The organism is Streptomyces sp. NPDC040410, from assembly GCF_055595715.1.
Window position 1 is genome coordinate 1 of the sequence record NZ_JBVIVK010000013.1, and the last position, 21,328, is coordinate 21,328.

The following is a 21,328-nucleotide window of genomic DNA, read 5'->3' on the forward strand; positions in this document are numbered from 1 at the left end:
AGCGGCGTCCGGTGCGTGCTCTCGGCGTGCCGGCCGGAAGTCCTCGTACTGGACGTACGTGGGCTTTCGGCCGGTGCGGCGAGAGGGCGTGCCGGACGCCGCGACGGGGCGAACCTTGGCTGACGCGGCACTAGCGTGGACACATGGACCTGAAACTCAAGCAGTGTTTCATCGCGGTCGACGACCATGACAAGGCGATCGCCTTCTACCGGGACGTCCTGGGGTTCGAGGTGCGCAACGACGTCGGTTTCGAGGGGATGCGCTGGGTGACCGTCGGGTCGCCGCTGCAGCCTGACGTGGAGATCGTGCTGGAGCCGCCGGGGGCGAACCCGGACTTCTCGCCCGCCGACCGGGAGACGATGGCCCGGCTGCTGGCCAAGGGGGTGCTGCGCGGGGTCAATTTCACCACCGCCGACTGTGACTCCCTGTTCGAGCGGGTCGAGCAGTCCGGCGCCGAGGTGCTCCAGGAGCCGATGGACCAGCCGTACGGGGTGCGGGACTGCGCGTTCCGGGATCCGGCGGGGAACATGCTGCGGTTCATGGAACGGGACGGCGACTGACCCCCGGGACGGGCCGCGCACCCGCCCCGCCTACGATCACAGCATGAGCATCCGCTGGACGTACGCCTTCGTCGACCGGCCCGCAGCCCTCGTCGACCGCGCCGGTGAGTTCTGGACGGCCGTCACGGACACACGGCTGTCCGGACCCCGGGGTGAGAAGGACGAGTTCGCGACCCTCGTGCCGGACGCGTCCGACCCCTGCGTGAAGATCCAGGGCGTCGGCGACGGGGAGGGCGGGGCGCATCTCGACTTCGCCGTCGACGACGTACCGGGATTCGTGAAGTCGGCACTGCGGCACGGGGCATCTGCCGTCGCCGAACACGACGGGTGGGCCGTACTGCGCTCCCCCGCCGGGCAGTTGTTCTGTGCCGTGCCCTGGCACGGCGAGTCGGCCAGGCCGCCCGTCGTACGCGGCACCCGGCTCGACCAGGTCTGCCTGGACCTCCCGCCGTCCGCCTTCGACGCCGAAGTCGCCTTCTGGAGCGGCCTCCTGGCCGGCTGGGAGTCGCTGGCGGGCTCGCTCCCCGAGTTCCACGTGGTCAAGCCGCCGCCCGGGCTCCCGATCCGTATCCTGCTCCAGCGCCTGGGCGAGGAGCGGCCGGCCTCCGCCCATCTGGACCTGGCCTGCGCGGACATCGAGGCGACCCGCGCCGGCCACGAACGGCTCGGTGCCCGGCTCGTCGCGCGCGGCCGCCACTGGACGGTGATGCGCGACCCGGCCGACGGCACGTACTGCCTGACGGGACGCGACCCGGAGACGGGCGGGCTGCCCAGGCCCTGACGTCACCTTCCCGCCCGCCCCCGCCCTCCGGGCGGACGACGGGAAGGGGCCCACCGCCACACCCGGCGGCGGCGCCGTCCCCGAGGCTCCGTCACATCCAGGCCTCCACGTCCACGACCGCTTCCACCGGGATGGGCCCGTACACGTGCGGGAACTCCTCGCCGCCCGGCTCCGGGGCCTCGTACTTCAGCGGAACGCCGAGCCGCGCGGGGTCCACGACCAGGACCACCAGTTCGTCGGGGCCGTCGTAGGAGCCGTACAGGAAGGCGGCCACCCGCGGGAGCTGGTCGCGGGTCGAGCAGTGGATGAAGCCCTCCTCCCGGAGCGTACGTCCGCGGGTCGACATCTCGTACCTGCCCTGGGCGCGGGCCTCTTCCCACAGGGAGCGTTCGGTGATGTGGAGGATGTATGTGTGTTCGGGCATGGGGAGCACGCTACGGCCTCAGGCGGGCGGCCCGCGCCTGCAGATAGCGCCGCTCCGGCAGGCTCAGGGTCTTCCCTGCCGCGGACTCGTAGGCGGCGCGGGCCTCGTCGTGGGCGCCTGCCCGCTCCAGCAGATGGCCCCGGACCGCGTCCAGCCGGTGCCCCGTGCTCAGCTCGCCCTCCAGTTCGGCCAGTTCGGCGAGGCCGGCGCGCGGGCCGTGGACCATGGCGACGGCGACCCCGCGGCCCAGGCGTTCCACGGGGCCGGGGACGAGACGTACCAGCACGTCGTACAGGCCGAGGATCTCCGGCCAGTCCGTCGCCTCCGCGGACGGGGCCTCGTCGTGCACGGCCGCGATGGCCGCGCGTATCTGGTAGGGGCCCGCGGCGCCCCGGCCGAGCGCACGGGTGACCAGCGCGACGCCCTCCTCGATCGCCGCCTTGTCCCAGCGGTCGCGGTCCTGTTCGTCGAGCGGGACGAGTTCGCCGTGCGGGCCGGTGCGCGCGTCGCGGCGGGCGTCGGTGAGGAGCATCAGGGCCAGCAGTCCGGTCACCTCGCAGTCGTCGGGGAGCAGCCGGTGGACCGTGCGGGTCAGCCGGATCGCCTCGTGGGCGAGGTCGCGGCGCTGGAGGCTGGGGCCCGAGGTCGCCGTATAGCCCTCGTTGAAGACCAGATAGAGGATCTGCAGGACGGCGGGCAGGCGTTCCTCCCAGTTGTCCGGCCGTCCGAAGCGCACGCCCCGCACCTTCTGCTTGGCCCGGCTGATGCGCTGCGCCATCGTCGGCTCGGGGACGAGGTACGCGCGGGCGATCTCCGCGGTCGTCAGACCGCCGACCGCGCGCAGCGTGAGCGCGATCTGCGCGGGCGGGGTGAGGTCAGGGTGACAGCACAGGAAGAGGAGCGAGAGGGTGTCGTCCTCGCGGGGAGCCCGCTCCGCTCCCGGCAGCGGGGCCGTGAAGGCGTCGCGCGGGGTGAGCGCCGCGGCCCTCTCCTCGCGCGCCCGCCGCGCCTCATCCGCGCGCAGGGCGTCCGTCAGCCGCCGCGAGGCGACCTTGATGAGCCATCCGCGCGGGTTGTCCGGCACCCCGGCCGCCGGCCACTGCCCGGCCGCCGCGAGAAGTGCCTCCTGTACGGCGTCCTCGGCGGCGTCGAAGTGCCCGTACCGTCTGACCAGCGCGCCGAGGACCTGCGGCGCGTGCCGGCGCAGCAGGTCCTCGATGTCGGTCGGGCCGTGACCCATACGTCGCTCAGATGTCCCCGGCGCCGTCCAGGATCGGCCGGATCACCACCGGGTAGTCGGTGAGCCCTTCCGGACCGGGGCACCGGGCGACGCGCTCGGCGATCTCGGTGACCCGTTCGAGGCTCTCGCACTCCAGGACCCAGTAGCCGGCCATCAGCTCCTTGGTCTCGCTGTACGGCCCGTCGGTGATCACGGCCTTGTCGTCCTCGCCCACGGTCACATGGCGGATCCGCGCGGGCTCGGCCAGTCCCTGCCCGTCGATCATCTCGCCGGTCTCCGACAGGTCGTCGTTGATCGCGCCCATGTAGGCGTACATGGCCTGCAACTGCTCCTCGGTCCACGCCGGGGCGTGCTCGGACGCCTTGCCGCGCATCCCCTCGTAGTCCGCCTGGGTGCCCTGCACCATGACCAGGTACTTCATGAGTCCGCTCCTTCCGCATCCGGCCGCCCGTGGTGGGCGGCTCTCACAGGGGACGTCGGAGCCGGTCCGGGATTCTCGACACGCGTCAGGATTTCTTCGCGGTGGATTCTCCGGGTTCCTCGCCGGACTCCACGCCCCCCTCTACGGCGTATGCGTCGCACTTGGGATTGCGGCACGGGCCTGCGACCCATACCGGAACCCACGCGCCCAGGGTCTTGTGACGCCGGACGACCGTATCGACGGGCTGTCCGCAGACGGGACAGGCGTGTCCTTCGCGGTCCATGCCTTCAGAGTAGGGCGGACCGGGCGTCGGCGCTTCCTGCTGTCCGTTCGCGTGAGCATGCCGCTGGTGAAGGTGCGCACCGATTCGAGCGCGAACTCGGTCACCGCGAAGCCCGAGCCCGGCCATCGGCATGCCGGTGCCCGGCACGATCGGGTAGGTCGAGATGAGGAGTTCGTCGATCTCGTCGAGCGGTTCACCCGCGAGGCGCGAGCCGCCGATCGTACGGGCGTTGACCCTGGTGCCGCGGCACCAGCTGCTGAGTACGAAGGAACAGGCCCCGCACACCGTGGGGATGTGCGGGACCTGTTCGGCCGGAGCCTTCGGTGCGATGCGGGGTCAGGTCCGCACGGCCCGCGGGGGCTACGGGGTCCGAGAGAGGCAGCCCCGGCTGCCTCCTCTCAGCTGCTCCGCCGCGTCACGAACTCCGCCAGCGCCAAAAGGCCGCCCGCCGCCTCCGGGTCGGGTACCGCGCGGGCCAGTTCCTGCATGGCGCGGGCCATCCGGTCGGCTGCCTGGACCTGCGCCCAGTCGCGGCCGCCCGCCCGCTCCACGGCCAGCGCCGTCCGTGCGATGCCCTCTGCGTCTCCTTCCCGGTGAGGCGTTTCGTACAGCTCGGCCAGTTCGGCGGCCGCCGGTGTGCCGGAGACGAGCGCGGCCACCACCGGCAGCGACTTCTTGCGGGCGGCGAGATCCGCGCCGGCCGGCTTGCCGGTGCGGACCGGGTCGCCCCATATGCCGATCACGTCGTCGATGAGCTGGAAGGCGAGTCCGGCCTGACGGCCGAACGCGTCCATGGCCTCGACGTCCTCCTCCCCGCCGCCCGCGTACAGCGCGCCCAGGGCGCAGGCGCACCCGAGCAGCGCGCCCGTCTTGGCCTCGGCCATGGCGAGCACCTCGTCGAGGGTGACGTCGCGGGGGGCTCGCCGCTCCATGGCGGTGTCCGTGTGCTGGCCCGCGCACAGTTCCATGACGCACGTCGCGAGCCGGACGGCCGCCGCCGCGGATGCCGGGTGGGGGTCCTCGGCGAGCAGTCCGAGGGCGAGCGCCTGGAGGGCGTCCCCGGCGAGGATCGCGTCGGCGTCGCCGAACACGGTCCACGCGGTGGGCCGGTGGCGGCGGGTGGTGTCCCGGTCCATCACGTCGTCGTGCAGCAGGGTGAAGTTGTGGACCAGCTCCACCGCCGCGGCCGCCCGCAGGGACGTCGCCCGCGCCTGCGGTCCGCCGAGCGCGGCGGCCGCGGTGAGGACGAGAGCGGGACGGATCGCCTTGCCCGCGTTGCCCGCCGCCGGGGTGCCGTCCGCGTGCTCCCAGCCGAAGTGGTAGAGCGCGACGCGCCGTATGGCGCCGGGCAGAGACTCGACGGCGGCGCGCAGCTCGGGGTCGACGGACGCCCGGGCGCTCTCCAGGATCGCCGCCGCCTCGTGCCCGTCGAGCGGGCCGGCTTCGGTGGGCCGCCGCTGCGCCTGCGTCATGAACTCGGCCATGGGTCCCCCTCGGAGGGTCCGCGGACGGTGGCGCTTCCGCTGCGGGTGGGCGCGTACGACCAGGGCATACCCGCCCCGGCGGACCGGGACACGACAGTCAGGTGCAAAAACGTCACCCCCAGCGGCCGATCTCGACGTTCTCCAGGACACCGAGCGCGTCCGGCACGAGAACAGCGGCCGAGTAGTAGGCCGTCACCAGGTACTTGATGATCGCCTGTTCGTTGATGCCCATGAAGCGCACGGACAGGCTCGGCTCGATCTCGTCCGGGATGCCCGCCTGCTGCAGTCCGATGACGCCCTGTTCGGCCTCGCCGGTACGCATGGCGATGATCGAGGTCGTACGGGCCTCGGTGACCGGGATCTTGTTGCACGGGTAGATCGGTACGCCGCGCCAGGTGGGGATGCGGTTGCCGGCGACGTCTACGGTTTCAGGGACGAGCCCGCGCTTGTTGAGCTCTCGGCCGATCGCGGAGATCGCGCGCGGGTGAGCGAGCAGCAGCTTGGTGCCGCGCCGCCTGCTGAGCAGCTCGTCCAGGTCGTCGGGGCCTGGCACGCCGTCGTGCGGCTGCAGCCGCTGGTCGTACTCGCAGTTGTTCAGCAGGCCGAACTCCGGGTTGTTGACGAGTTCGTGTTCCTGGCGCTCCTTCAACGCCTCCACGGTCAGCCGGAGCTGCTGCTCCGTCTGGTTCATCGGCTGGTTGTAGAGGTCGGCGACGCGCGAGTGGATGCGCAGCACGGTCTGGGCGACGCTCAGCTCGTACTCACGGGGACTGGCCTCGTAGTCGACGAAGGTGTGCGGGATGTCCGGCTCGCCGGAGTGGCCGGCCGCGAGGTCGATCTCCTTCTCACCGAACCTGTTGGTGCGCTGCTCGGGGACGGAGCGCAGCCGCTGGAGGTGTTCGCGCAGGGAGTCGGCGCGCTGCGCGATCCGCTCGACGTCCTCGCGGGGCAGGACGAGCACCGTGCATGCGGTGACGGCTCGGGCCGTGTACTCCCAGATGGCGTCCGGGTCCAGCAGCGCCTGGTCGCCGAAGTACGCGCCGTCGGCGAGGACTCCGAGGACCGCGTCGTCGCCGTACGGGCCGGTGCCGATCTTCTCCACCCTGCCGTGCGCCAGCAGGAACACCTCGTCGGCCTGGCTGCCGAACGAGGCGATCACGTTCCCCGGGGAGAAATCCCTGCGCCGGCACTGCCTGGCGAGCTCGGCGAGGACGTCCTCGTCGTCGTACGACCGCAGCGCGGGCAGTTCGCCCAGCTCGGCGGGGATCACCTCCACGCGGTCGCCGGTCTTGACGAACGTCACCCGGCCGTCGCCGACGGCGTAGGTCAGCCTCCGGTTCACCCGGTACGTGCCGCCCTGCACGTTCACCCATGGCAGCATGCGGAGCAGCCAGCGGGAGCTGATCTCCTGCATCTGGGGCGCGGACTTGGTGGTCGTGGCCAGGTTCCGCGCGGCCGCCGTGCCAAGGCTCTGCTGCGGCCTGTCCTGCTCGGTGCGGACCTCTTCGCCTACCGACATGAATCGCCCTCCCGGTCATGCCCCGGCACCGGTCTGCGCGGGGGCATCGATCTGCACGAGCAAGCCTTCCATCACGCAGTGTGTCTATGCCATTACACGAAAGAGCGGGAATGGATCATCGCCGGTTGGGCACGGATGCGCTTTTTGTCCAGGCGGGCCGCCTGTCCGAATCGGCTCGCAGGCCGTGCCGACGAGCTGGTCCGGGCCGTCCGGTTTCGGTACAAGCACCGGTAGAGGCAGCGGTACGGGGCGGCCTCGCACGGCGGCCGGCATGCGGGACACGAAGGAGGCGGCCATGGCCCCACCCATGTCCGCGGGCAGATTCCTGGCCATGCTCAGGGCGGAAGGCGTCACCGTCGTCGAGGTCGGTGACTGGGAGCACCACAACCGCGATCACGTGGGCCCGTGGGGCCCCGTACACGGCGTGATGATCCACCACACGGTGACCCACGGCGTCGAGCGCACCGTGAAGCTGTGCCGGGACGGCCGCCCGGATCTGCCGGGTCCGCTGTGCCACGGCGTCGTCACCAAGGACGGCACCGTCCATCTCGTCGGCTACGGCCGGGCCAACCACGCGGGTCTCGGCGACGACGACGTGCTGCGCGCGGTGATCGCGGAGAAGTCGCTGCCGCACGACAACGAGGCGAACACCGACGGCAACCGTCACTTCTACGGCTTCGAGTGCGAGAACCTCGGGGACGGCGAGGACCCCTGGCCCCGGGCCCAGCTGGCGGCGATCGAGAAGGCGGCCGCGGCGGTCTGCCGGCATCACGGCTGGTCGGAACGGTCGGTGATCGGGCACCTGGAGTGGCAGCCGGGCAAGGTGGACCCACGGGGATTCACGATGGCGTGGCTGCGGGAGCGGATCCGGGACCGACTGAACTAGTGCCGCGGCAGGCAACGTTTGCCCGGCAAGGAGCGGCGTTCGGTGCGTGCTCTCGGCGTGCCGGCCGGAAGTCCTCGTACTGGACGTACGTGGGCTTTCGGTCGGTGCGGCGAGACGGCGTGCCGGGCGTCGCGACGGGGCGAACGTTGCCTGCCGCGGCACTAGCCCGCCGGCCCCGTGGGCGCAGGGTGACAATGGTGCCGTGACCAGCCCCGGCCCCGCCCTCCCGAGCCCCCGCCTCCCCTCGCCCGTGCAGGAACTGCCGGACCCCCGGTTCACCCGTTACGGCGTCCGGCTGCTCCTCAAGCGCGACGACCTCGTCCATCCGGAGCTGATCGGCAACAAGTGGCGCAAGCTCGCGCCGAACCTCGAGGCCGCGGCGGGCCGTCCCATCGTCACGTTCGGCGGCGCGTACTCCAACCACCTGCGCGCCACCGCCGCGGCCGGCCGCCTCCTGGGCCTGCCCACGGTCGGCGTGGTCCGCGGCCAGGAGCTCGCCGGCCTCCCCCTCAACCCGTCCCTGGCCCGGTGCACGGCCGACGGTATGCGGCTGCACTTCGTCGACAGGTCGACCTACCGCCGCAAGGCCGAGCCGGAGACCCTCACGGCCGTCCTGCGCGCGGCGGGCGCCGAGGACGCGTACGTCGTCCCGGAGGGCGGCAGCAACGCCCCGGCCGTGCGCGGCTGCCGCGTGCTCGGCGAGGAGCTGCGCGGGCGGGCCGACGTCGTCGCGGTCGCCTGCGGCACCGGCGGCACGCTCGCGGGACTGGCCGCCGGACTCGCCCCCGGCCAGCGGGCTCTCGGCATACCCGTCCTCAAGGGCGGCTTCCTGACCGCCGGAATACAGGCTCTGCAGGACGAGGCGTTCGGTTGCCGCCGCGGCGCCTGGCACCTCGACGACCGCTTCCACTTCGGCGGCTACGCCCGCACCACCGTGGAACTCGACGCCTTCGCCGCGGACTTCGAGGACCGCCACGGCCTGCCCGTCGAACGTCTTTATGTCGCCAAATTGCTGTACGGACTCGTCGCCCTGGCGGAACAGCGTTCCTTCCCGCGCGGGACGGCACTGGCGGCCGTCGTCACCGGCCGCCCCTTCCCGTGAAACGTGAGTCCGCGCGTGCGACGAGCGCCGCTACGCCGCCTCCCGGTACGCCGCCGCCTCCTCCAGATCCAGCCTGCGCAGCAGCGTCCGCAGCATCTCGTCGTCGATGTAGCGGGCGTCCCGCAGTTTCACGAACACCCTGCGCTCGGCGCCGATCATCTCCCGGGACAGGCGGCGGTAGGTGTCGTCGACGGTTTCGCCGGTGAGGGGGTTGACCTGGCCGAGGCGTTCCCAGACCGCGTTGCGGCGGCGCTCCAGGACCGCACGCAGGCGGTCGGCGAGGGGTGGCGGGAGGGCGTTGCGCTCGTCGGAGAGGAGTTCGTCCAGGCGCTGATCGGCGGCCCGGGAGGCCTGCGCCTGGGCGTTCGCCTCCGCGAGCGTCTCGGCCTGCGGGTCGCGGCCGGGCAGCTTCAGGAGACGGATCAGCGGGGGCAGCGTCACGCCCTGCACGACGAGCGTCCCGATCACCGTCGTGAAGGTGAGGAAGAGGACGAGGTTGCGCTCGGGGAACGGCTCGCCGCCGTGCATCGTGAGCGGAATCGAGAAGGCGATGGCCAGCGAGACCACACCGCGCATGCCGGCCCAGGCGATGATGAACGGCCCCTTCCAGGTGGGGTCAGCCTCGCGTTCCCGGATCCGGCGGGACAGTATCCGGGGCACGAAGGTCGCCGGATAGACCCACACGAACCGCGACACGACGACGACCAGGAAGAGGGCGACCGCGTACCAGGCGGCGGTGCCGCCCTCGTACTCCCCGAGGCCCCTGAGGACCACGGGCAGCTGCAGCCCGATCAGGGCGAACACGGCCGACTCCAGGACGAACGCGACCATCTTCCACACGGCCTCCTCCTGGAGGCGGGTCGCGAAATCGACCTCCCACGCGCGGTGTCCCAGGTAGAGCGCCACGACGACGACCGCCAGGACCCCGGAGGCGTGCACCTGCTCGGCGGCCGCGTACGCGACGAACGGGATCAGCAGGGAGAGCGTGTTCTGGAGCAGCGCCTCCTTCAGGTGGGTGCGCAGCCAGTGGATCGGCACCATCAGCACCAGCCCGAAGCCGATGCCGCCGACCGCCGCGAGCAGGAACTCGCGGATGCCGCCCGCCCAGGTGGCGCCCTCGCCCACCGCCGCGGCGAGTGCCACGCGGTAGGCGGTGATCGCGGTGGCGTCGTTCACCAGGGACTCGCCCTGCAGGATCGTGGTGATCCGGGAGGGCAGCCCGACCCGGCGCGCCACCGCGGTGGCCGCGACGGCGTCCGGCGGCGCCACCACCGCACCCAGCACCAGCGCCGCGGTCAGCGGCAGCCCCGGGACGATCCGGTAGGCGGCCCAGCCGACGACGAAGGTCGCGAAGAGCACGTACCCCACCGACAGCAGCGCCACGGGCCGCAGCTGCGCGCGCAGGTCGAGGTACGAGCTGTCGGTGGCCGAGGTGTACAGCAGCGGGGGCAGGAGGAGTGGGAGGACGACGTCGGGGTCGAGGGTGTAGTCGGGGACCCCGGGGACGTACGAGACCACCAGCCCGGCCGCCACCAGCAGCAGCGGCGCCGGCACCGGCGTCCGCCGGGCGGCCGCGGCGATCGCCGCGCTGCCCGCCACCAGCAACAGCAGTGGCATCACGTCCATCGTCCTCGCCCGCCCTCGTATTTTCCGCGCGGCCATCCGCACACCCGTCGTAATCTGGCAATCATGAAACAGTGCACGCATGCCGACGCGCTGCCGCACCCGGATCCCGAGCCGCTGAGCGAGACCTGCCCGGAGTGCCTGCGGGACGGCACGCACCCGGTACAGCTTCGGCTGTGCCTCACCTGCGGTCATGTCGGCTGCTGCGACTCCTCACCGGGGCGGCATGCGACGGGGCACCACAAGGGCTCCGGCCACCCCGTGATGCGGACCTTCGAACCTGGCGAGAACTGGCGCTGGTGCTTTGTGGACCATGTACTTGTGTGACCCTGGAAGACCGGGGACGACTCGGGTTTCGGACGGTTCGACCGTCTGACGCCTGGGTACGTCAACCCGGCGCGCGCTCTTCCCATTTGGGCCCGCAGACCCCTAGCCACGGAGCGTATTCAAAGGTTTACTATGAGTGACAGCAGGGGGTTAGGGTCCCCGGGACAGGAAAGTCGAGAGCGCGATAGCGTCACCGCTGAACCACCTGTCGCGTTACCCCGGGGGGCGACCCTCGGCCCTGAAATGCTTGTACCACCTTGGAGGTGAGGGTGTCCCAGATCGCAGGCGAGCCCGCGACCCAGGACTTCGTGGAAGTCCGGCTGCCGGCTGCGGGTGCCTACCTGTCGGTGCTGCGGACGGCCACGGCCGGCCTCGCAGCCCGTTTGGACTTCACCCTCGACGAGATCGAGGACCTTCGCATCGCGGTCGACGAGGCCTGCGCGATCCTGCTTCAGCAGGCCGTGCCCGGCTCGGTGCTCAGCTGTGTCTTCCGGCTCGTCGACGACTCGCTCGAGGTCACCGTCTCGGCCCCGACCACGGACGGCCACGCCCCTTCGCGGGACACCTTCGCCTGGACCGTCCTGTCCGCCCTGGCGGGCAAGGTCTCCTCCGCCGTGGACGAGGACAAAACCGTTTCGATCAGCCTCTACAAACAGCGCGGCGCGGGACCCGGGCCGGCGTGAGGAACGGGGACGGGCCGGTGCGGGACGAAGAGCGCGGCACACGGGAGCTGCCGGCCGAGGGCATGGCCTCTTCGGACGGATCCCGACGCACGTCGGGCGGCATCGACGGCATCCCCGAGCAGGCCCGGCCGCACCCGGAGGACGACGCCGGCGACACGGCGGCGGCCGGCTTCCTGGACGACGGGCGGCGTGATCGGGAAGGTGCCGTGCAGAGCGCGCCTCTGGACGGGCGGATCGGGGGCACCCCTGTCCGAGCAGAGGCGAGGGCTCGGGGAAGGGCAACGGGCGGGACGATGAGCGAGCACGAGCGAGACTCCGATGACGAGGCGAAGGGTGCGCAGAGCGTGCAGGCCACGCGGCACGACCCCCAGGACCGCAGCGGCGCGCGCGTCCTGTTCGTCGAGCTGCGCCAGCTGAAGGAGGGCAGCGCCGAGTACGCGGAGCTGCGCAACCAGCTGGTCCGCATGCACCTGCCGCTCGTCGAGCACCTCGCGCGCCGCTTCCGCAACCGCGGCGAGCCGCTGGACGACCTCACCCAGGTCGCCACCATCGGCCTGATCAAGTCGGTCGACCGCTTCGACCCGGAGCGCGGCGTCGAGTTCTCGACCTACGCGACCCCGACGGTGGTCGGCGAGATCAAGCGGCACTTCCGCGACAAGGGCTGGGCGGTGCGCGTCCCGCGCCGGCTGCAGGAGCTGCGCCTCGCGCTCACCACGGCCACGGCCGAGCTCTCGCAGCAGCACGGCCGCTCCCCCACCGTGCACGAGCTGGCCGAGAAGCTGGCCATCTCGGAGGAGGAGGTCCTGGAGGGCCTGGAGTCCGCCAACGCGTACTCCACGCTGTCCCTGGACGTCCCCGACACGGACGACGAGTCCCCCGCGGTCGCGGACACCCTGGGCGCCGAGGACGAGGCGCTGGAGGGCGTCGAGTACCGCGAGTCGCTCAAGCCGCTGCTCGAAGACCTCCCGCCGCGCGAGAAACGGATCCTGCTGCTGCGCTTCTTCGGCAACATGACCCAGTCGCAGATCGCGCAGGAGGTCGGGATCTCGCAGATGCACGTGTCCCGCCTGCTGGCCCGGACACTGGCGCAGCTGCGGGAGAAGCTGCTGGTAGAGGAGTAGGCCGGCCGGTCACGGCTCCTGCCCCGGTGGCCGGTCACGACTCCCGCCTCCGGCGATACGACCACCGCTGCCCGTCCACTGCTTCACGTCTCCTGCTTCCTACTGCTTCCCGTCCTGGGCACGGCCCGGACCCTTGATCCCGAGGGCCTGGGTCGTCGCCGGATGCACCAGCAGCACCAGCGCGGTGACCGCGACGACCGCGAGCGCGATCCCCGCCGGGATCGCCACGCTGTCCGCCTGCAGCAGGTTGTAGGCGACCGGCAGTGCCATGATCTGCGTGACGACGGCAGGTCCGCGGCTCCAGCCGCGCCGGCCCAGCAGCCCGCGGGCGGCCAGCAGTGGCAGCAGCGCGAGGACGATCAGCGTGATGCCGCCGGTGACGGCGGACCGCCGGTCGTCCGGGGCGCCGCTCAGGCCCTCCACGAGCATCCATGCGCCGCCGGCGACCAGGGCCAGCCCCTCCAGCGCGGCCAGCGCCGCCGCGGCGGTCAGCCGGACGGGGCGGGCTCCCGCCTGCTGGGCGGCTTCGGCGGCTTGCGGGGCGGGGTTCTGCTGAGACGTCACACCTGCAGGGTAGCCCGCACGTCAGGGGCGCCCGTGGCGAGGTTCACGCGCGATCTCTTGCTTGATCCCTACCTCGGCCTGGGATCGGTACCGCCGAGTAGGTACTCTGCAATCCATGCGTGCACTTCTCGTGGTCAATCCGGCGGCAACCACTACGAGCGCACGTACGCGCGATGTCCTGATCCACGCGCTGGCGAGCGAGATGAAGCTCGAGGCGGTCACCACCGAGTACCGCGGCCACGCGCGCGACCTGGGCCGGCAGGCGGCGGAGAGCGGCAACGTCGACCTGGTCGTGGCCCTCGGCGGCGACGGCACGGTCAACGAGGTAGTCAACGGCCTCCTGCACTCCGGCCCCGACCCGCAGCGCCTCCCCGGCCTCGCCGTGGTCCCCGGCGGCTCCACCAACGTCTTCGCCCGCGCCCTCGGCCTGCCGAACGACGCCGTGGAGGCCACCGGCGCGCTGCTGGACGCGCTGCGCGAGGGCAGGGAGCGCACGGTCGGCCTCGGGCTGGCCGCCGGCACTCCCGGCACCGAGGACGAGGCCGTCCCGTCCCGCTGGTTCACCTTCAACGCTGGCCTCGGCTTCGACGGGGGCGTGGTCGGCCGGGTCGAACAGCAGCGCGAGCGGGGCAAGAAGTCGACGCACGCCCTGTACGTGCGCCAGGTCGTCCGTCAGTTCCTCGGGGAGTCGAACCGCCGGCGCGGGACGGTCTCCATAGAGCGGCAGGGCGAGGACCCCATCACCGATCTGGTGGTGGCCATAGTCTCGAACACCTCGCCCTGGACGTATCTCGGCAATCGTCCGATGTACACGTCGCCTAAGGCCTCGTTCGATAAAGGGCTCGACGTACTCGGTCTCAGCCGTCTGTCCACTGCCGCGGTTGCCCGGTATGGCACCCAGTTGCTTACTTCGTCCCCCGAGCGCGGACCCCACGGCAAGCACGCTTTTTCGCTGCACGACCTCGACCGGTTCACCTTGCATTCGAAGGTGCCGCTGCCCCTCCAGATGGACGGCGACCACCTGGGGCTGCGTACGACCGTGACGTTCACAGGCGTACGCCATGCACTGCGTGTGATTGTGTGAGCAGAAGACGCTAAAGTCCTTTCACTCGAACGTTTAGGCCACGATCCACCCCATGGAAGTACGGCTGTGACCTAGTCGACACCGAGGAATCAAAAAAACTTTTCCGGAAGGGGTTGTATCCGCCGCTGAGGTTTGCGAGTCTCTACGTGGCGATCGGGACGGCCCGCAACACCGGCCTCCACTGATCACCAGAACCCCTCTTCACACCACAGGACCACGCCAGGGAATCTGGCAGTAGGCCCTTCACTTGTTGAGGGATTCGTGAAAGCGTTCACATTCACAAGCAAACAGCACGTAATACCAAGGAGAGGTAGCAGCCATGGACTGGCGTCACAACGCCGTTTGCCGCGAGGAAGACCCCGAGCTCTTCTTCCCCATCGGCAACACCGGTCCTGCGCTGCTGCAGATCGAGGAAGCCAAGGCCGTCTGCCGTCGCTGCCCGGTTATCGAGCAGTGCCTGCAGTGGGCGCTCGAGTCCGGTCAGGACTCCGGCGTCTGGGGTGGTCTCAGCGAGGACGAGCGCCGCGCCATGAAGCGCCGCGCCGCCCGCAACCGGGCCCGTCAGGCCTCCGCCTGACAACCCGCCCCGCGACAGCCTGAGCTTGGCGGCGCGTACAGCGAGTACGCATCTCCCGCCCCCGAGCCGCAGCGCGCAGTACCCCGATGCGCTAAGCAACGAGCACGAGCCCCGGATCACCGAGTGATCCGGGGCTCTTTGCTGTGTGCCGGAGGGGTCTGCCGTCGGTTCGGGCGGGCCGGCAGGGCAATGTCGTACGCGATGACGACTACTTGTGCGCCCGCACCGGAATGTCCAGGATCACCTGCGTACCCCCCTCCGGCGCCGGGACCATGTCGAACGTGCCGCCCAACTCCCCCTCCACCAGAGTCCGTACGATCTGCAGGCCGAGGTTGCCCGCGGTGTGCGGGTCGAAGCCCTCGGGCAGGCCGATGCCGTCGTCCTGGACGGTGACCAGCAGACGGGCCTCCTTGGTGGTGCCGCCGCGGACGGCCGAGACCTCGACCGTGCCGGTGTCGCCCTCACGGAAGCCGTGTTCCAGGGCGTTCTGGAGGATCTCCGTCAGGACCATCGACAGGGGGGTGGCGACCTCGGCGTCCAGGATGCCGAAGCGGCCGCTGCGACGGCCGGCGACCTTGCCCGGCGAGATCTCGGCGACCATCGCGAGGACGCGGTCGGCGATCTCGTCGAACTCCACGCGCTCGTCCAGGTTCTGGGAGAGCGTCTCGTGCACGATCGCGATCGACCCGACCCGCCTGACCGCCTCTTCGAGGGCTTCGCGGCCGCGGTCGGACTCGATGCGCCGCGCCTGCAGCCGCAGGAGGGCGGCCACCGTCTGGAGGTTGTTCTTCACCCGGTGGTGGATCTCCCGGATGGTCGCGTCCTTGGTGATCAACTCGCGCTCGCGGCGTCGCAGTTCGGTGACGTCCCGGAGCAGGACCAGCGAGCCGATGCGGGTGCCCTTCGGCTTGAGGGGGATCGCACGGAACTGGATCACCCCGTCATGGGCCTCGATCTCGAACTCACGCGGCGCCCAGCCGCTGGCGACCTTGGCGAGCGCCTCGTCGACCGGTCCGTGGGTGGGGGCGAGTTCGGCGGTGGTCTTGCCCAGGTGGTGGCCGACGAGGTCGGCGGCCAGGCCCAGGCGGTGGTACGCGGACAGGGCGTTCGGGGAGGCGTACTGGACGATGCCCTCGGCGTCCACCCGGATCAGGCCGTCGCCGACGCGGGGCGAGGCGTCCATGTCGACCTGCTGGTTCGGGAACGGGAACGAGCCGGCGGCGATCATCTGCGCGAGGTCCGAGGCGCTTTGGAGATACGTCAGTTCGAGGCGGCTCGGGGTGCGCACGGTGAGGAGGTTGGTGTTGCGCGCGATGACACCGAGGACGCGCCCGTCCCGCCGTACGGGGATGGACTCGACCCGGACCGGGACCTCTTCGCGCCATTCGGGGTCGCCCTCGCGCACGATCCGGCCCTCGTCGAGCGCGGCGTCCAGCAAGGGGCGGCGGCCGCGCGGGACGAGGTGGCCGACCATGTCGTCCTGATACGAGGTGGGGCCGGTGTTGGGCCGCATCTGGGCGACGGAGACATAGCGGGTGCCGTCACGGGTGGGAACCCACAGGACGAGGTCGGCGAAGGAGAGGTCGGAGAGCAGCTGCCACTCCGAGACCAGCAGATGGAGCCACTCGAGGTCGGAGTCCTCGAGGGCGGTGTGCTGGCGTACGAGTTCGTTCATGGAGGGCACGTGTGCGAGCGTACCTGGGGGTATATGCAGGTCCTAAAAGCCGGGGCTGAGCCGTTGCGGGGTCTGCCGGCGGGAACTCGGTACGGCGTCCGGAAACACCCGCGGGCCGCGGCGCCTGGGAGGGACCCTCGACCCTCCCGGCACCGCAGCCCGGAGCAATATCGGCCGCGGGGTGTGCGGTCCCGGTAGGCCGAAGGATGAGGAGCCGGGGCAGTCAGGGCAGAGAGCTCCGGTTCCTCGGTCCGCCTTCCTGTGCGGGGAAGACGGAGGTCTGCGTCCTCCGCATTCTGGACTAGACCACTCTGTGTGTCCATGCGCTGGAGGCTGTTTGTTGTTTGTCATTCCGCGAAGGTTCGGACGCTCCGGCGTCCACCACGCAGCCTAACGCTTGTGGGTTCATGTACGGGGCCAGATGGCCATGGCAATTTCCGCGGGCGCCCCCGGTTGCGCGCGGGGTGGCGCCGCCGACCTGGGCCGGCCCATTCGCTTCTGCTAGATTGGTCTAAACCACATAGTCGTTCAGATCGCTCTTCAGCATCGCTCTCAGATGGGCAGGCCCAGCGTGGAAGTTGTCATCGTTCCGGACGCCAGGTCGGGTGGCGAGCTCATCGCCGAGGCCATGGCACAGCTCCTGCGGCGCAAGCCCGACGCCCTGCTCGGCGTGGCCACCGGCTCCACTCCGCTGCCCGTTTACGAGGCGCTGGCGGCGAAGGTGAAGTCCGGCGCCGTGGACACGTCGCGGGCCCGGATAGCGCAGCTCGACGAATACGTGGGGCTGCCCGCCGAGCACCCGGAGTCGTACCGCTCGGTGCTGCGGCGCGAAGTGCTGGAGCCGCTCGGGATCAAGATGGACGCGTTCATGGGCCCCGACGGCACGGCCGAGGACGTACAGGGGGCGTGCGAGGCGTACGACGGGGCACTGGCCGGGGCAGGCGGAGTGGACCTGCAGTTGCTGGGGATCGGGACCGACGGGCACATCGGGTTCAACGAGCCCTGCTCCTCGCTCGCCTCGCGGACCCGGATCAAGACGCTGACCGAGCAGACCCGGATCGACAACGCGCGCTTCTTCGACGGCGACATCGAGCAGGTGCCGCACCACGTCATCACGCAGGGCATCGGAACCATCCTTGAGGCGCGGCACCTGGTGCTTCTCGCCACCGGCGAGGGCAAGGCGGACGCGGTCGCGGCGACCGTCGAGGGGCCCGTCGCCGCGGTGTGCCCGGCGTCCGCGCTCCAGCTCCACCCGCACGCCACCGTCGTGGTCGACGACGCAGCCGCGTCCAAGCTGAAGCTCGCCGACTACTTCCGGCACACGTACGCCGACAAGCCCGAGTGGCAGGGGATCTAGCCGCCCCCGACGACACGAGAAGGTGCCGGCCCCCCGGAACACGGGGTGACCGGCACCTTGTCGTTCGGGTGCCGGTCACAGGCGACTCGGCCCGCCCGCCCGGCGGTGCCGGCCGCCCGGAGGGGCTGACCGGCACCGGCCTCATGAGGGCGCCAACTCGGCGCGAGGCCGTGTGGGCACTGTGTGGATCCGGCTGAGGTGAGCCGCCTCCGGGTGCCGGCCGCTGTCCGGCGCGGGGCCCGGCCACCCTTGGCGTGCCGGCTACGTCCCCGCGATGGTCTCTGCCGCCGCGCGGCCGCAGACTCGGGCCGCGCCGTGGGTGGCGATGTGCAGGGCGCCTCGGGGGGCGGCCTGCGGGAGGCCCATTTCGACGACGATCGTGTCCGGGCGGGCGGACAGCAGGGCGCCGAGGGCCTTCGCCATCCAGGGGTGGCGGTGTTCGTCGCGGACCACGGCGACGATACGGCGGGAGCCCGCCGCGGAAAGGACCTGCGGGCCTGCCTCCTCGCCGGTGAAGCTGCCCGCTTCCGTGCCGGGGAGCAGGCGGCGGAGCTCGGCCGCCACGCCCCAGGGAGTCTCGGCGCCGACCGCGAAGTTCGCGACCGGGGTGAGGGCGGCCACGTACGGCGGTTCGGTGAGCGGCGTGAAGGCCTCCGCGCCGGTGATCCTCAGGGCGCGCCGGGCCGCGCGCAGGCCGACCTCGGAATCGGCCGTGCCGTCCGGGTCGGCCAAGCCCGCCGACACCGTCCACCGCGCCAGCCCCCGTACGCGTTCCGCCGCGTCCGCGAGGCGTTCCTCGGGCAGTTCGCCGGAGTGCACCGCCGAGACCAGGGCTTCGCGCAGGCGTCGTACCGTTTCGTCGTCGGACAGGCCGCCGCCCACGCAGATCGCGTCTGCGCCCGCGGCGACGGCGAGGACGCTGCCGCGTTCGATGCCGTAGGTGGCGGCGACGGCCTGCATCTCCATGCCGTCGGTGACGATCAGGCCGTCGTAGCCGAGTTCGCCGCGCAGCAGGCCGGTGAGGATGCTGCGGGACAGCGTGGCCGGGCACTCGGGGTCCAGGGCCGGGACCAGGAGGTGGGCGCTCATCACCGCGCGGGTGCCGGCGGCGATCGCCGCGCGGAACGGGGTGAGTTCGCGTTCCCGGAACACCTCCACGCCCGCGTCGATGCGCGGCAGCGCGTGGTGGGAGTCCACCGCCGTGTCTCCGTGGCCGGGGAAGTGCTTGGTGCAGGCGGCGACTCCGGCGGACTGGAGGCCGGTGATGTAGGCGGCCGTGTGCCGGGCGGCCAGGTCGGGGTCGGCGCCGAACGAGCGGACGCCGATGACCGGGTTCGCCGGGTTGGAGTTCACGTCCGCCGAGGGGGCCCAGTTGAGGTTCACCCCGCAGGCGGCCAGGCGGCGGCCGAGTTCGGCGGCGACCTGCCTGGTCAGCTCGACGTCGTCGACCGCGCCCAGCGCGTGGTTGCCCGGGAAGGAGGAGCCGGTCCGCACCTCCAGGCGGGTGACGTCACCGCCCTCCTCGTCGATCGCGACGAGCACGTCGTCGCGTTCGGCGCGCAACTGGGCGGTCAGGGAGGCCAGTTGTTCGGGGGAGGCGATGTTGCGGCCGAACAGGCCGACGGAGGCGAGGCCTTCGCCGAGTCGGCGCAGCAGCCAGTCGGGGGCGGCGGTCCCGGTGAAACCGGGCTGGAGGACGGTCAGCGCGTCGCGCGTCAGGGTGTCCGTACCGGAGGCAAATGTCGTCATCGGGGGGCGCTATCCCTTCACGGCGCCCGCGGTCAGGCCCGCGGCCATCCTGCGCTGGACGAGGAGGAACAGGACGACGATCGGCGCGGCCATCATCGTTGAACCGGCCATCATCGGGGCGTACTCGGTGCCGTGCTTGGTGGTGAAGTTGGCGAGCCAGACGGTCGCGGTCTGGTTCTTCTGGCTGAGCAGCATGAGGGCGTACAGGTACTCGTTCCAGGCCTGGATGAAGCCGTAGACCGAGGTGGCGACCATGCCCGGGGCGAGCAGCGGGAACACGACCCTGATGAAGGCGCCGGTGCGGGAGCAGCCGTCGACCATCGCCGCTTCCTCCAGTTCCTTCGGGATGTTGACGATGAAGCCGCGCAGTGTCCACACCGTGAAGGGGAGGATGAAGGTCAGGTACGTGATGATCAGGCCGGTGAGCCTGTCGTACTGCTCAAGGTCGTTCAGCAGCAGAAAGATCGGGATGATCATCGCGACCAGCGGGACCATCTGTACCGCCAGGATGCCCACGATCACGACCTTGCGGCCGCGGAAGGAGAAGCGGGAGATGGCGAGCGCGGCCAGCATGCCGACGAAGACGCCGATCACGACCACCGAGAGCGACACGATCAGGCTGCGGCCGACCGGGCCCCAGAAGTCGGCGATGTCCAGCGCCCGGCGGAAGTTGGCGAGGGTGATGCCGGTCGGCAGCAGGCTCGGGTCCGGGTCGATGGCGTCCTTGGCCGGCTTGGAGGCCGTGTTGAGCATCCAGTAGACGGGGAAGCCCGCCGTCACGAAGACGAGGAGACCGAGGAGGTTCCAGCCGAGCCTCGACTTCCGGGGCCGTCCGGTCGCGGGCGTGCTCACGCTGCTCATTCGACGTCTCCGATCTTCAGCATCTGGCGCATGTAGACGGCGACCACGCCGAGCAGCAGCACCACGGTGAGCAGGGCGATCGCCGAGCCCTGCGCGTAGTCGTTGACCACGAAGGCACGGTCGTACGAGTAGGTGGTGAGGAGCTGGAACTCGGCCTCCGGATGCCCGTTGCGCATCACGAAGACCTGCGGGAAGACACCCATGTCCCAGATGACCGAAAGCGTCGTGAGCATCACGATGATCGGCTTGAGGATGGGCAGGGTGACGTAGCGGAAGACGCCCCAGGCGCCCGCGCCGTCCAGCCGTGCCGCCTCCTCCAGTTCGCCGGGAACCTGGGTGAGGCCGGCACTCAACGTGATCACGACGAAGGGCACGGCGCCCCACACCACGAGCAGCATGATCACGGCCAGGCCCTGCGGCCCGCTCGCGAACCAGTTGTGGCCGATCATCTCGACCCCGGGCAGCTTGCTGAGCAGTGCGTTGAGGATGCCGTAGTCGGCGTCGAACAGCCACTTGAAGACCGTGGTGGCGACGATGATGGGCATGCCCCAGCTGGCCACCAGCGCGATGTTGACGAGGGTCTTCACCCAGCCGGAGACCCGCTGCAGCAGCAGCGCGATCAGCATGCCCGCGACCATAGTGAAGATCACGCAGCCGGCCGCGAAGACGATCGTCCGCAGGACCACCGCCCAGAACTCGCCGTCGCCCAGCACCTTGGTGAAGTTGCCGAACCCGGCCGACTCGGCCGGCTGGAAGCCCCACAGCTGCGGCTGCCCGAAGTTCTGGAAGGAGAGGGTGACCAGGCGGACCAGCGGATAGCCGAGGACGAGCAGCAGGATCAGCAGGCAGGGTGCGAGCAGCAGCCAGGGGGTGGCGGCGCCGGCCGAGGTCCGCTTGACGGGCCGCGGCGCTACGGACGGGGGTGGTACCGACCGGGGTGGCGGCACCTTGGCGGGGGTGGTCGTGTCTGCGACACTCATCGCGCGCTCCTCAGCGGTCCCTCAGGT

21 protein-coding genes and 1 pseudogene are annotated in these 21,328 nt (G+C 71.1%); 10 read left to right on the plus strand and 12 right to left on the minus strand.

Going from position 1 to position 21,328, the window contains the following annotated elements:
- The first annotated feature begins 143 nt into the window (after positions 1 to 143).
- Positions 144 to 560 carry a VOC family protein gene (locus tag ACZ562_RS24560; protein ID WP_471182887.1) on the plus strand — a complete coding sequence of 139 codons (417 nt, stop codon included), beginning with the start codon at positions 144 to 146 and terminating at the stop codon, positions 558 to 560.
- 43 nt (positions 561 to 603) lie between these two features.
- Entirely contained in the window at positions 604 to 1,341 is a 738-nt protein-coding gene (locus tag ACZ562_RS24565) for a VOC family protein (RefSeq protein WP_471182890.1), read from the plus strand.
- Between the two features lie 91 nt (positions 1,342 to 1,432).
- On the opposite strand, the gene ACZ562_RS24570 is transcribed toward ACZ562_RS24565, so the two are convergent.
- From ACZ562_RS24570 to ACZ562_RS24595, 6 genes and pseudogenes are all read right to left on the minus strand, one after another.
- Positions 1,433 to 1,765 carry a DUF952 domain-containing protein gene (locus ACZ562_RS24570; protein ID WP_471182893.1) on the minus strand — a complete coding sequence of 111 codons (333 nt, stop codon included), beginning with the start codon at positions 1,763 to 1,765 and terminating at the stop codon, positions 1,433 to 1,435.
- A gap of 10 nt (positions 1,766 to 1,775) precedes the next feature.
- The gene (locus ACZ562_RS24575; RefSeq protein ID WP_471182895.1) at positions 1,776 to 3,005 is read right to left on the minus strand and encodes an RNA polymerase sigma factor; all 1,230 of its coding nucleotides are present in this window, start codon (positions 3,003 to 3,005) and stop codon (positions 1,776 to 1,778) included.
- Between the two features lie 7 nt (positions 3,006 to 3,012).
- A complete protein-coding gene (locus ACZ562_RS24580) occupies positions 3,013 to 3,426 on the minus strand; it encodes a YciI family protein (protein WP_471182897.1) in 414 nt (137 codons plus the stop codon).
- Between the two features lie 312 nt (positions 3,427 to 3,738).
- Positions 3,739 to 3,925 (minus strand): annotated as a pseudogene (locus ACZ562_RS24585) (dihydrofolate reductase family protein); the annotation flags it as partial.
- Between the two features lie 182 nt (positions 3,926 to 4,107).
- A complete protein-coding gene (locus tag ACZ562_RS24590; RefSeq protein ID WP_471182900.1) occupies positions 4,108 to 5,193 on the minus strand; it encodes a family 2 encapsulin nanocompartment cargo protein polyprenyl transferase in 1,086 nt (361 codons plus the stop codon).
- A 112-nt stretch (positions 5,194 to 5,305) separates the two neighbouring features.
- The gene (locus ACZ562_RS24595; protein ID WP_471182902.1) at positions 5,306 to 6,712 is read right to left on the minus strand and encodes a family 2B encapsulin nanocompartment shell protein; all 1,407 of its coding nucleotides are present in this window, start codon (positions 6,710 to 6,712) and stop codon (positions 5,306 to 5,308) included.
- 295 nt (positions 6,713 to 7,007) lie between these two features.
- Between ACZ562_RS24595 and ACZ562_RS24600 the strand changes: the two genes are divergently transcribed.
- Both ACZ562_RS24600 and ACZ562_RS24605 read left to right on the plus strand, forming a co-directional pair.
- Positions 7,008 to 7,598 carry an N-acetylmuramoyl-L-alanine amidase gene (locus ACZ562_RS24600; protein ID WP_471182905.1) on the plus strand — a complete coding sequence of 197 codons (591 nt, stop codon included), beginning with the start codon at positions 7,008 to 7,010 and terminating at the stop codon, positions 7,596 to 7,598.
- A gap of 202 nt (positions 7,599 to 7,800) precedes the next feature.
- Positions 7,801 to 8,700 (plus strand): 1-aminocyclopropane-1-carboxylate deaminase/D-cysteine desulfhydrase, encoded by a 900-nt coding sequence (locus tag ACZ562_RS24605; RefSeq protein WP_471182908.1) that lies wholly within the window; start codon positions 7,801 to 7,803, stop codon positions 8,698 to 8,700.
- Between the two features lie 30 nt (positions 8,701 to 8,730).
- Here ACZ562_RS24605 and ACZ562_RS24610 read toward each other — a convergent pair whose 3' ends face one another.
- A complete protein-coding gene (locus tag ACZ562_RS24610) occupies positions 8,731 to 10,326 on the minus strand; it encodes a Na+/H+ antiporter (RefSeq protein WP_471182910.1) in 1,596 nt (531 codons plus the stop codon).
- Positions 10,327 to 10,389: 63 nt separating this feature from the next.
- Here ACZ562_RS24610 and ACZ562_RS24615 point away from each other — a divergent pair, with 63 nt between their 5' ends.
- The 3 genes from ACZ562_RS24615 to ACZ562_RS24625 all read left to right on the plus strand — a co-directional run bounded on the left by ACZ562_RS24615 (position 10,390) and on the right by ACZ562_RS24625 (position 12,454).
- Complete coding sequence (locus ACZ562_RS24615; RefSeq protein WP_471182914.1) at positions 10,390 to 10,650, plus strand: UBP-type zinc finger domain-containing protein; 261 nt, start codon at positions 10,390 to 10,392, stop codon at positions 10,648 to 10,650.
- A 269-nt stretch (positions 10,651 to 10,919) separates the two neighbouring features.
- On the plus strand, positions 10,920 to 11,333 hold the full coding sequence (locus tag ACZ562_RS24620) for an ATP-binding protein (protein WP_004925829.1): 414 nt from the start codon (positions 10,920 to 10,922) through the stop codon (positions 11,331 to 11,333).
- A 17-nt stretch (positions 11,334 to 11,350) separates the two neighbouring features.
- Positions 11,351 to 12,454, plus strand: a complete 1,104-nt coding sequence (locus ACZ562_RS24625; protein WP_471182916.1) for an RNA polymerase sigma factor SigF — start codon at positions 11,351 to 11,353, stop codon at positions 12,452 to 12,454.
- A gap of 99 nt (positions 12,455 to 12,553) precedes the next feature.
- Here the strand turns inward: ACZ562_RS24625 and ACZ562_RS24630 are convergent, their stop codons facing one another.
- A complete protein-coding gene (locus ACZ562_RS24630; protein WP_471182919.1) occupies positions 12,554 to 13,018 on the minus strand; it encodes a hypothetical protein in 465 nt (154 codons plus the stop codon).
- Between the two features lie 115 nt (positions 13,019 to 13,133).
- Here ACZ562_RS24630 and ACZ562_RS24635 point away from each other — a divergent pair, with 115 nt between their 5' ends.
- Positions 13,134 to 14,102: a diacylglycerol/lipid kinase family protein gene (locus ACZ562_RS24635; protein WP_471182921.1), complete on the plus strand. Its 969-nt coding sequence runs from the start codon at positions 13,134 to 13,136 to the stop codon at positions 14,100 to 14,102.
- Between the two features lie 319 nt (positions 14,103 to 14,421).
- Entirely contained in the window at positions 14,422 to 14,679 is a 258-nt protein-coding gene (locus ACZ562_RS24640) for a WhiB family transcriptional regulator (protein WP_003992873.1), read from the plus strand.
- A gap of 208 nt (positions 14,680 to 14,887) precedes the next feature.
- Here the strand turns inward: ACZ562_RS24640 and ACZ562_RS24645 are convergent, their stop codons facing one another.
- Entirely contained in the window at positions 14,888 to 16,363 is a 1,476-nt protein-coding gene (locus ACZ562_RS24645; RefSeq protein ID WP_471182924.1) for a sensor histidine kinase, read from the minus strand.
- Positions 16,364 to 16,925: 562 nt separating this feature from the next.
- Between ACZ562_RS24645 and nagB the strand changes: the two genes are divergently transcribed.
- Positions 16,926 to 17,711: a glucosamine-6-phosphate deaminase gene (gene nagB, locus ACZ562_RS24650; protein ID WP_471183373.1), complete on the plus strand. Its 786-nt coding sequence runs from the start codon at positions 16,926 to 16,928 to the stop codon at positions 17,709 to 17,711.
- Between the two features lie 261 nt (positions 17,712 to 17,972).
- Here nagB and ACZ562_RS24655 read toward each other — a convergent pair whose 3' ends face one another.
- From ACZ562_RS24655 to ACZ562_RS24665, 3 genes are read right to left on the minus strand one after another with little or no spacing between them, the layout of a single operon-like run.
- Complete coding sequence (locus ACZ562_RS24655) at positions 17,973 to 19,460, minus strand: glycoside hydrolase family 3 protein (RefSeq protein ID WP_471182927.1); 1,488 nt, start codon at positions 19,458 to 19,460, stop codon at positions 17,973 to 17,975.
- A 9-nt stretch (positions 19,461 to 19,469) separates the two neighbouring features.
- A complete protein-coding gene (locus ACZ562_RS24660; protein WP_471182930.1) occupies positions 19,470 to 20,321 on the minus strand; it encodes a carbohydrate ABC transporter permease in 852 nt (283 codons plus the stop codon).
- On the minus strand, positions 20,318 to 21,301 hold the full coding sequence (locus ACZ562_RS24665; protein WP_471182933.1) for a carbohydrate ABC transporter permease: 984 nt from the start codon (positions 21,299 to 21,301) through the stop codon (positions 20,318 to 20,320). The genes ACZ562_RS24660 and ACZ562_RS24665 overlap by 4 nt, the downstream gene beginning before the upstream one ends.
- Positions 21,302 to 21,328: the final 27 nt, after the last annotated feature.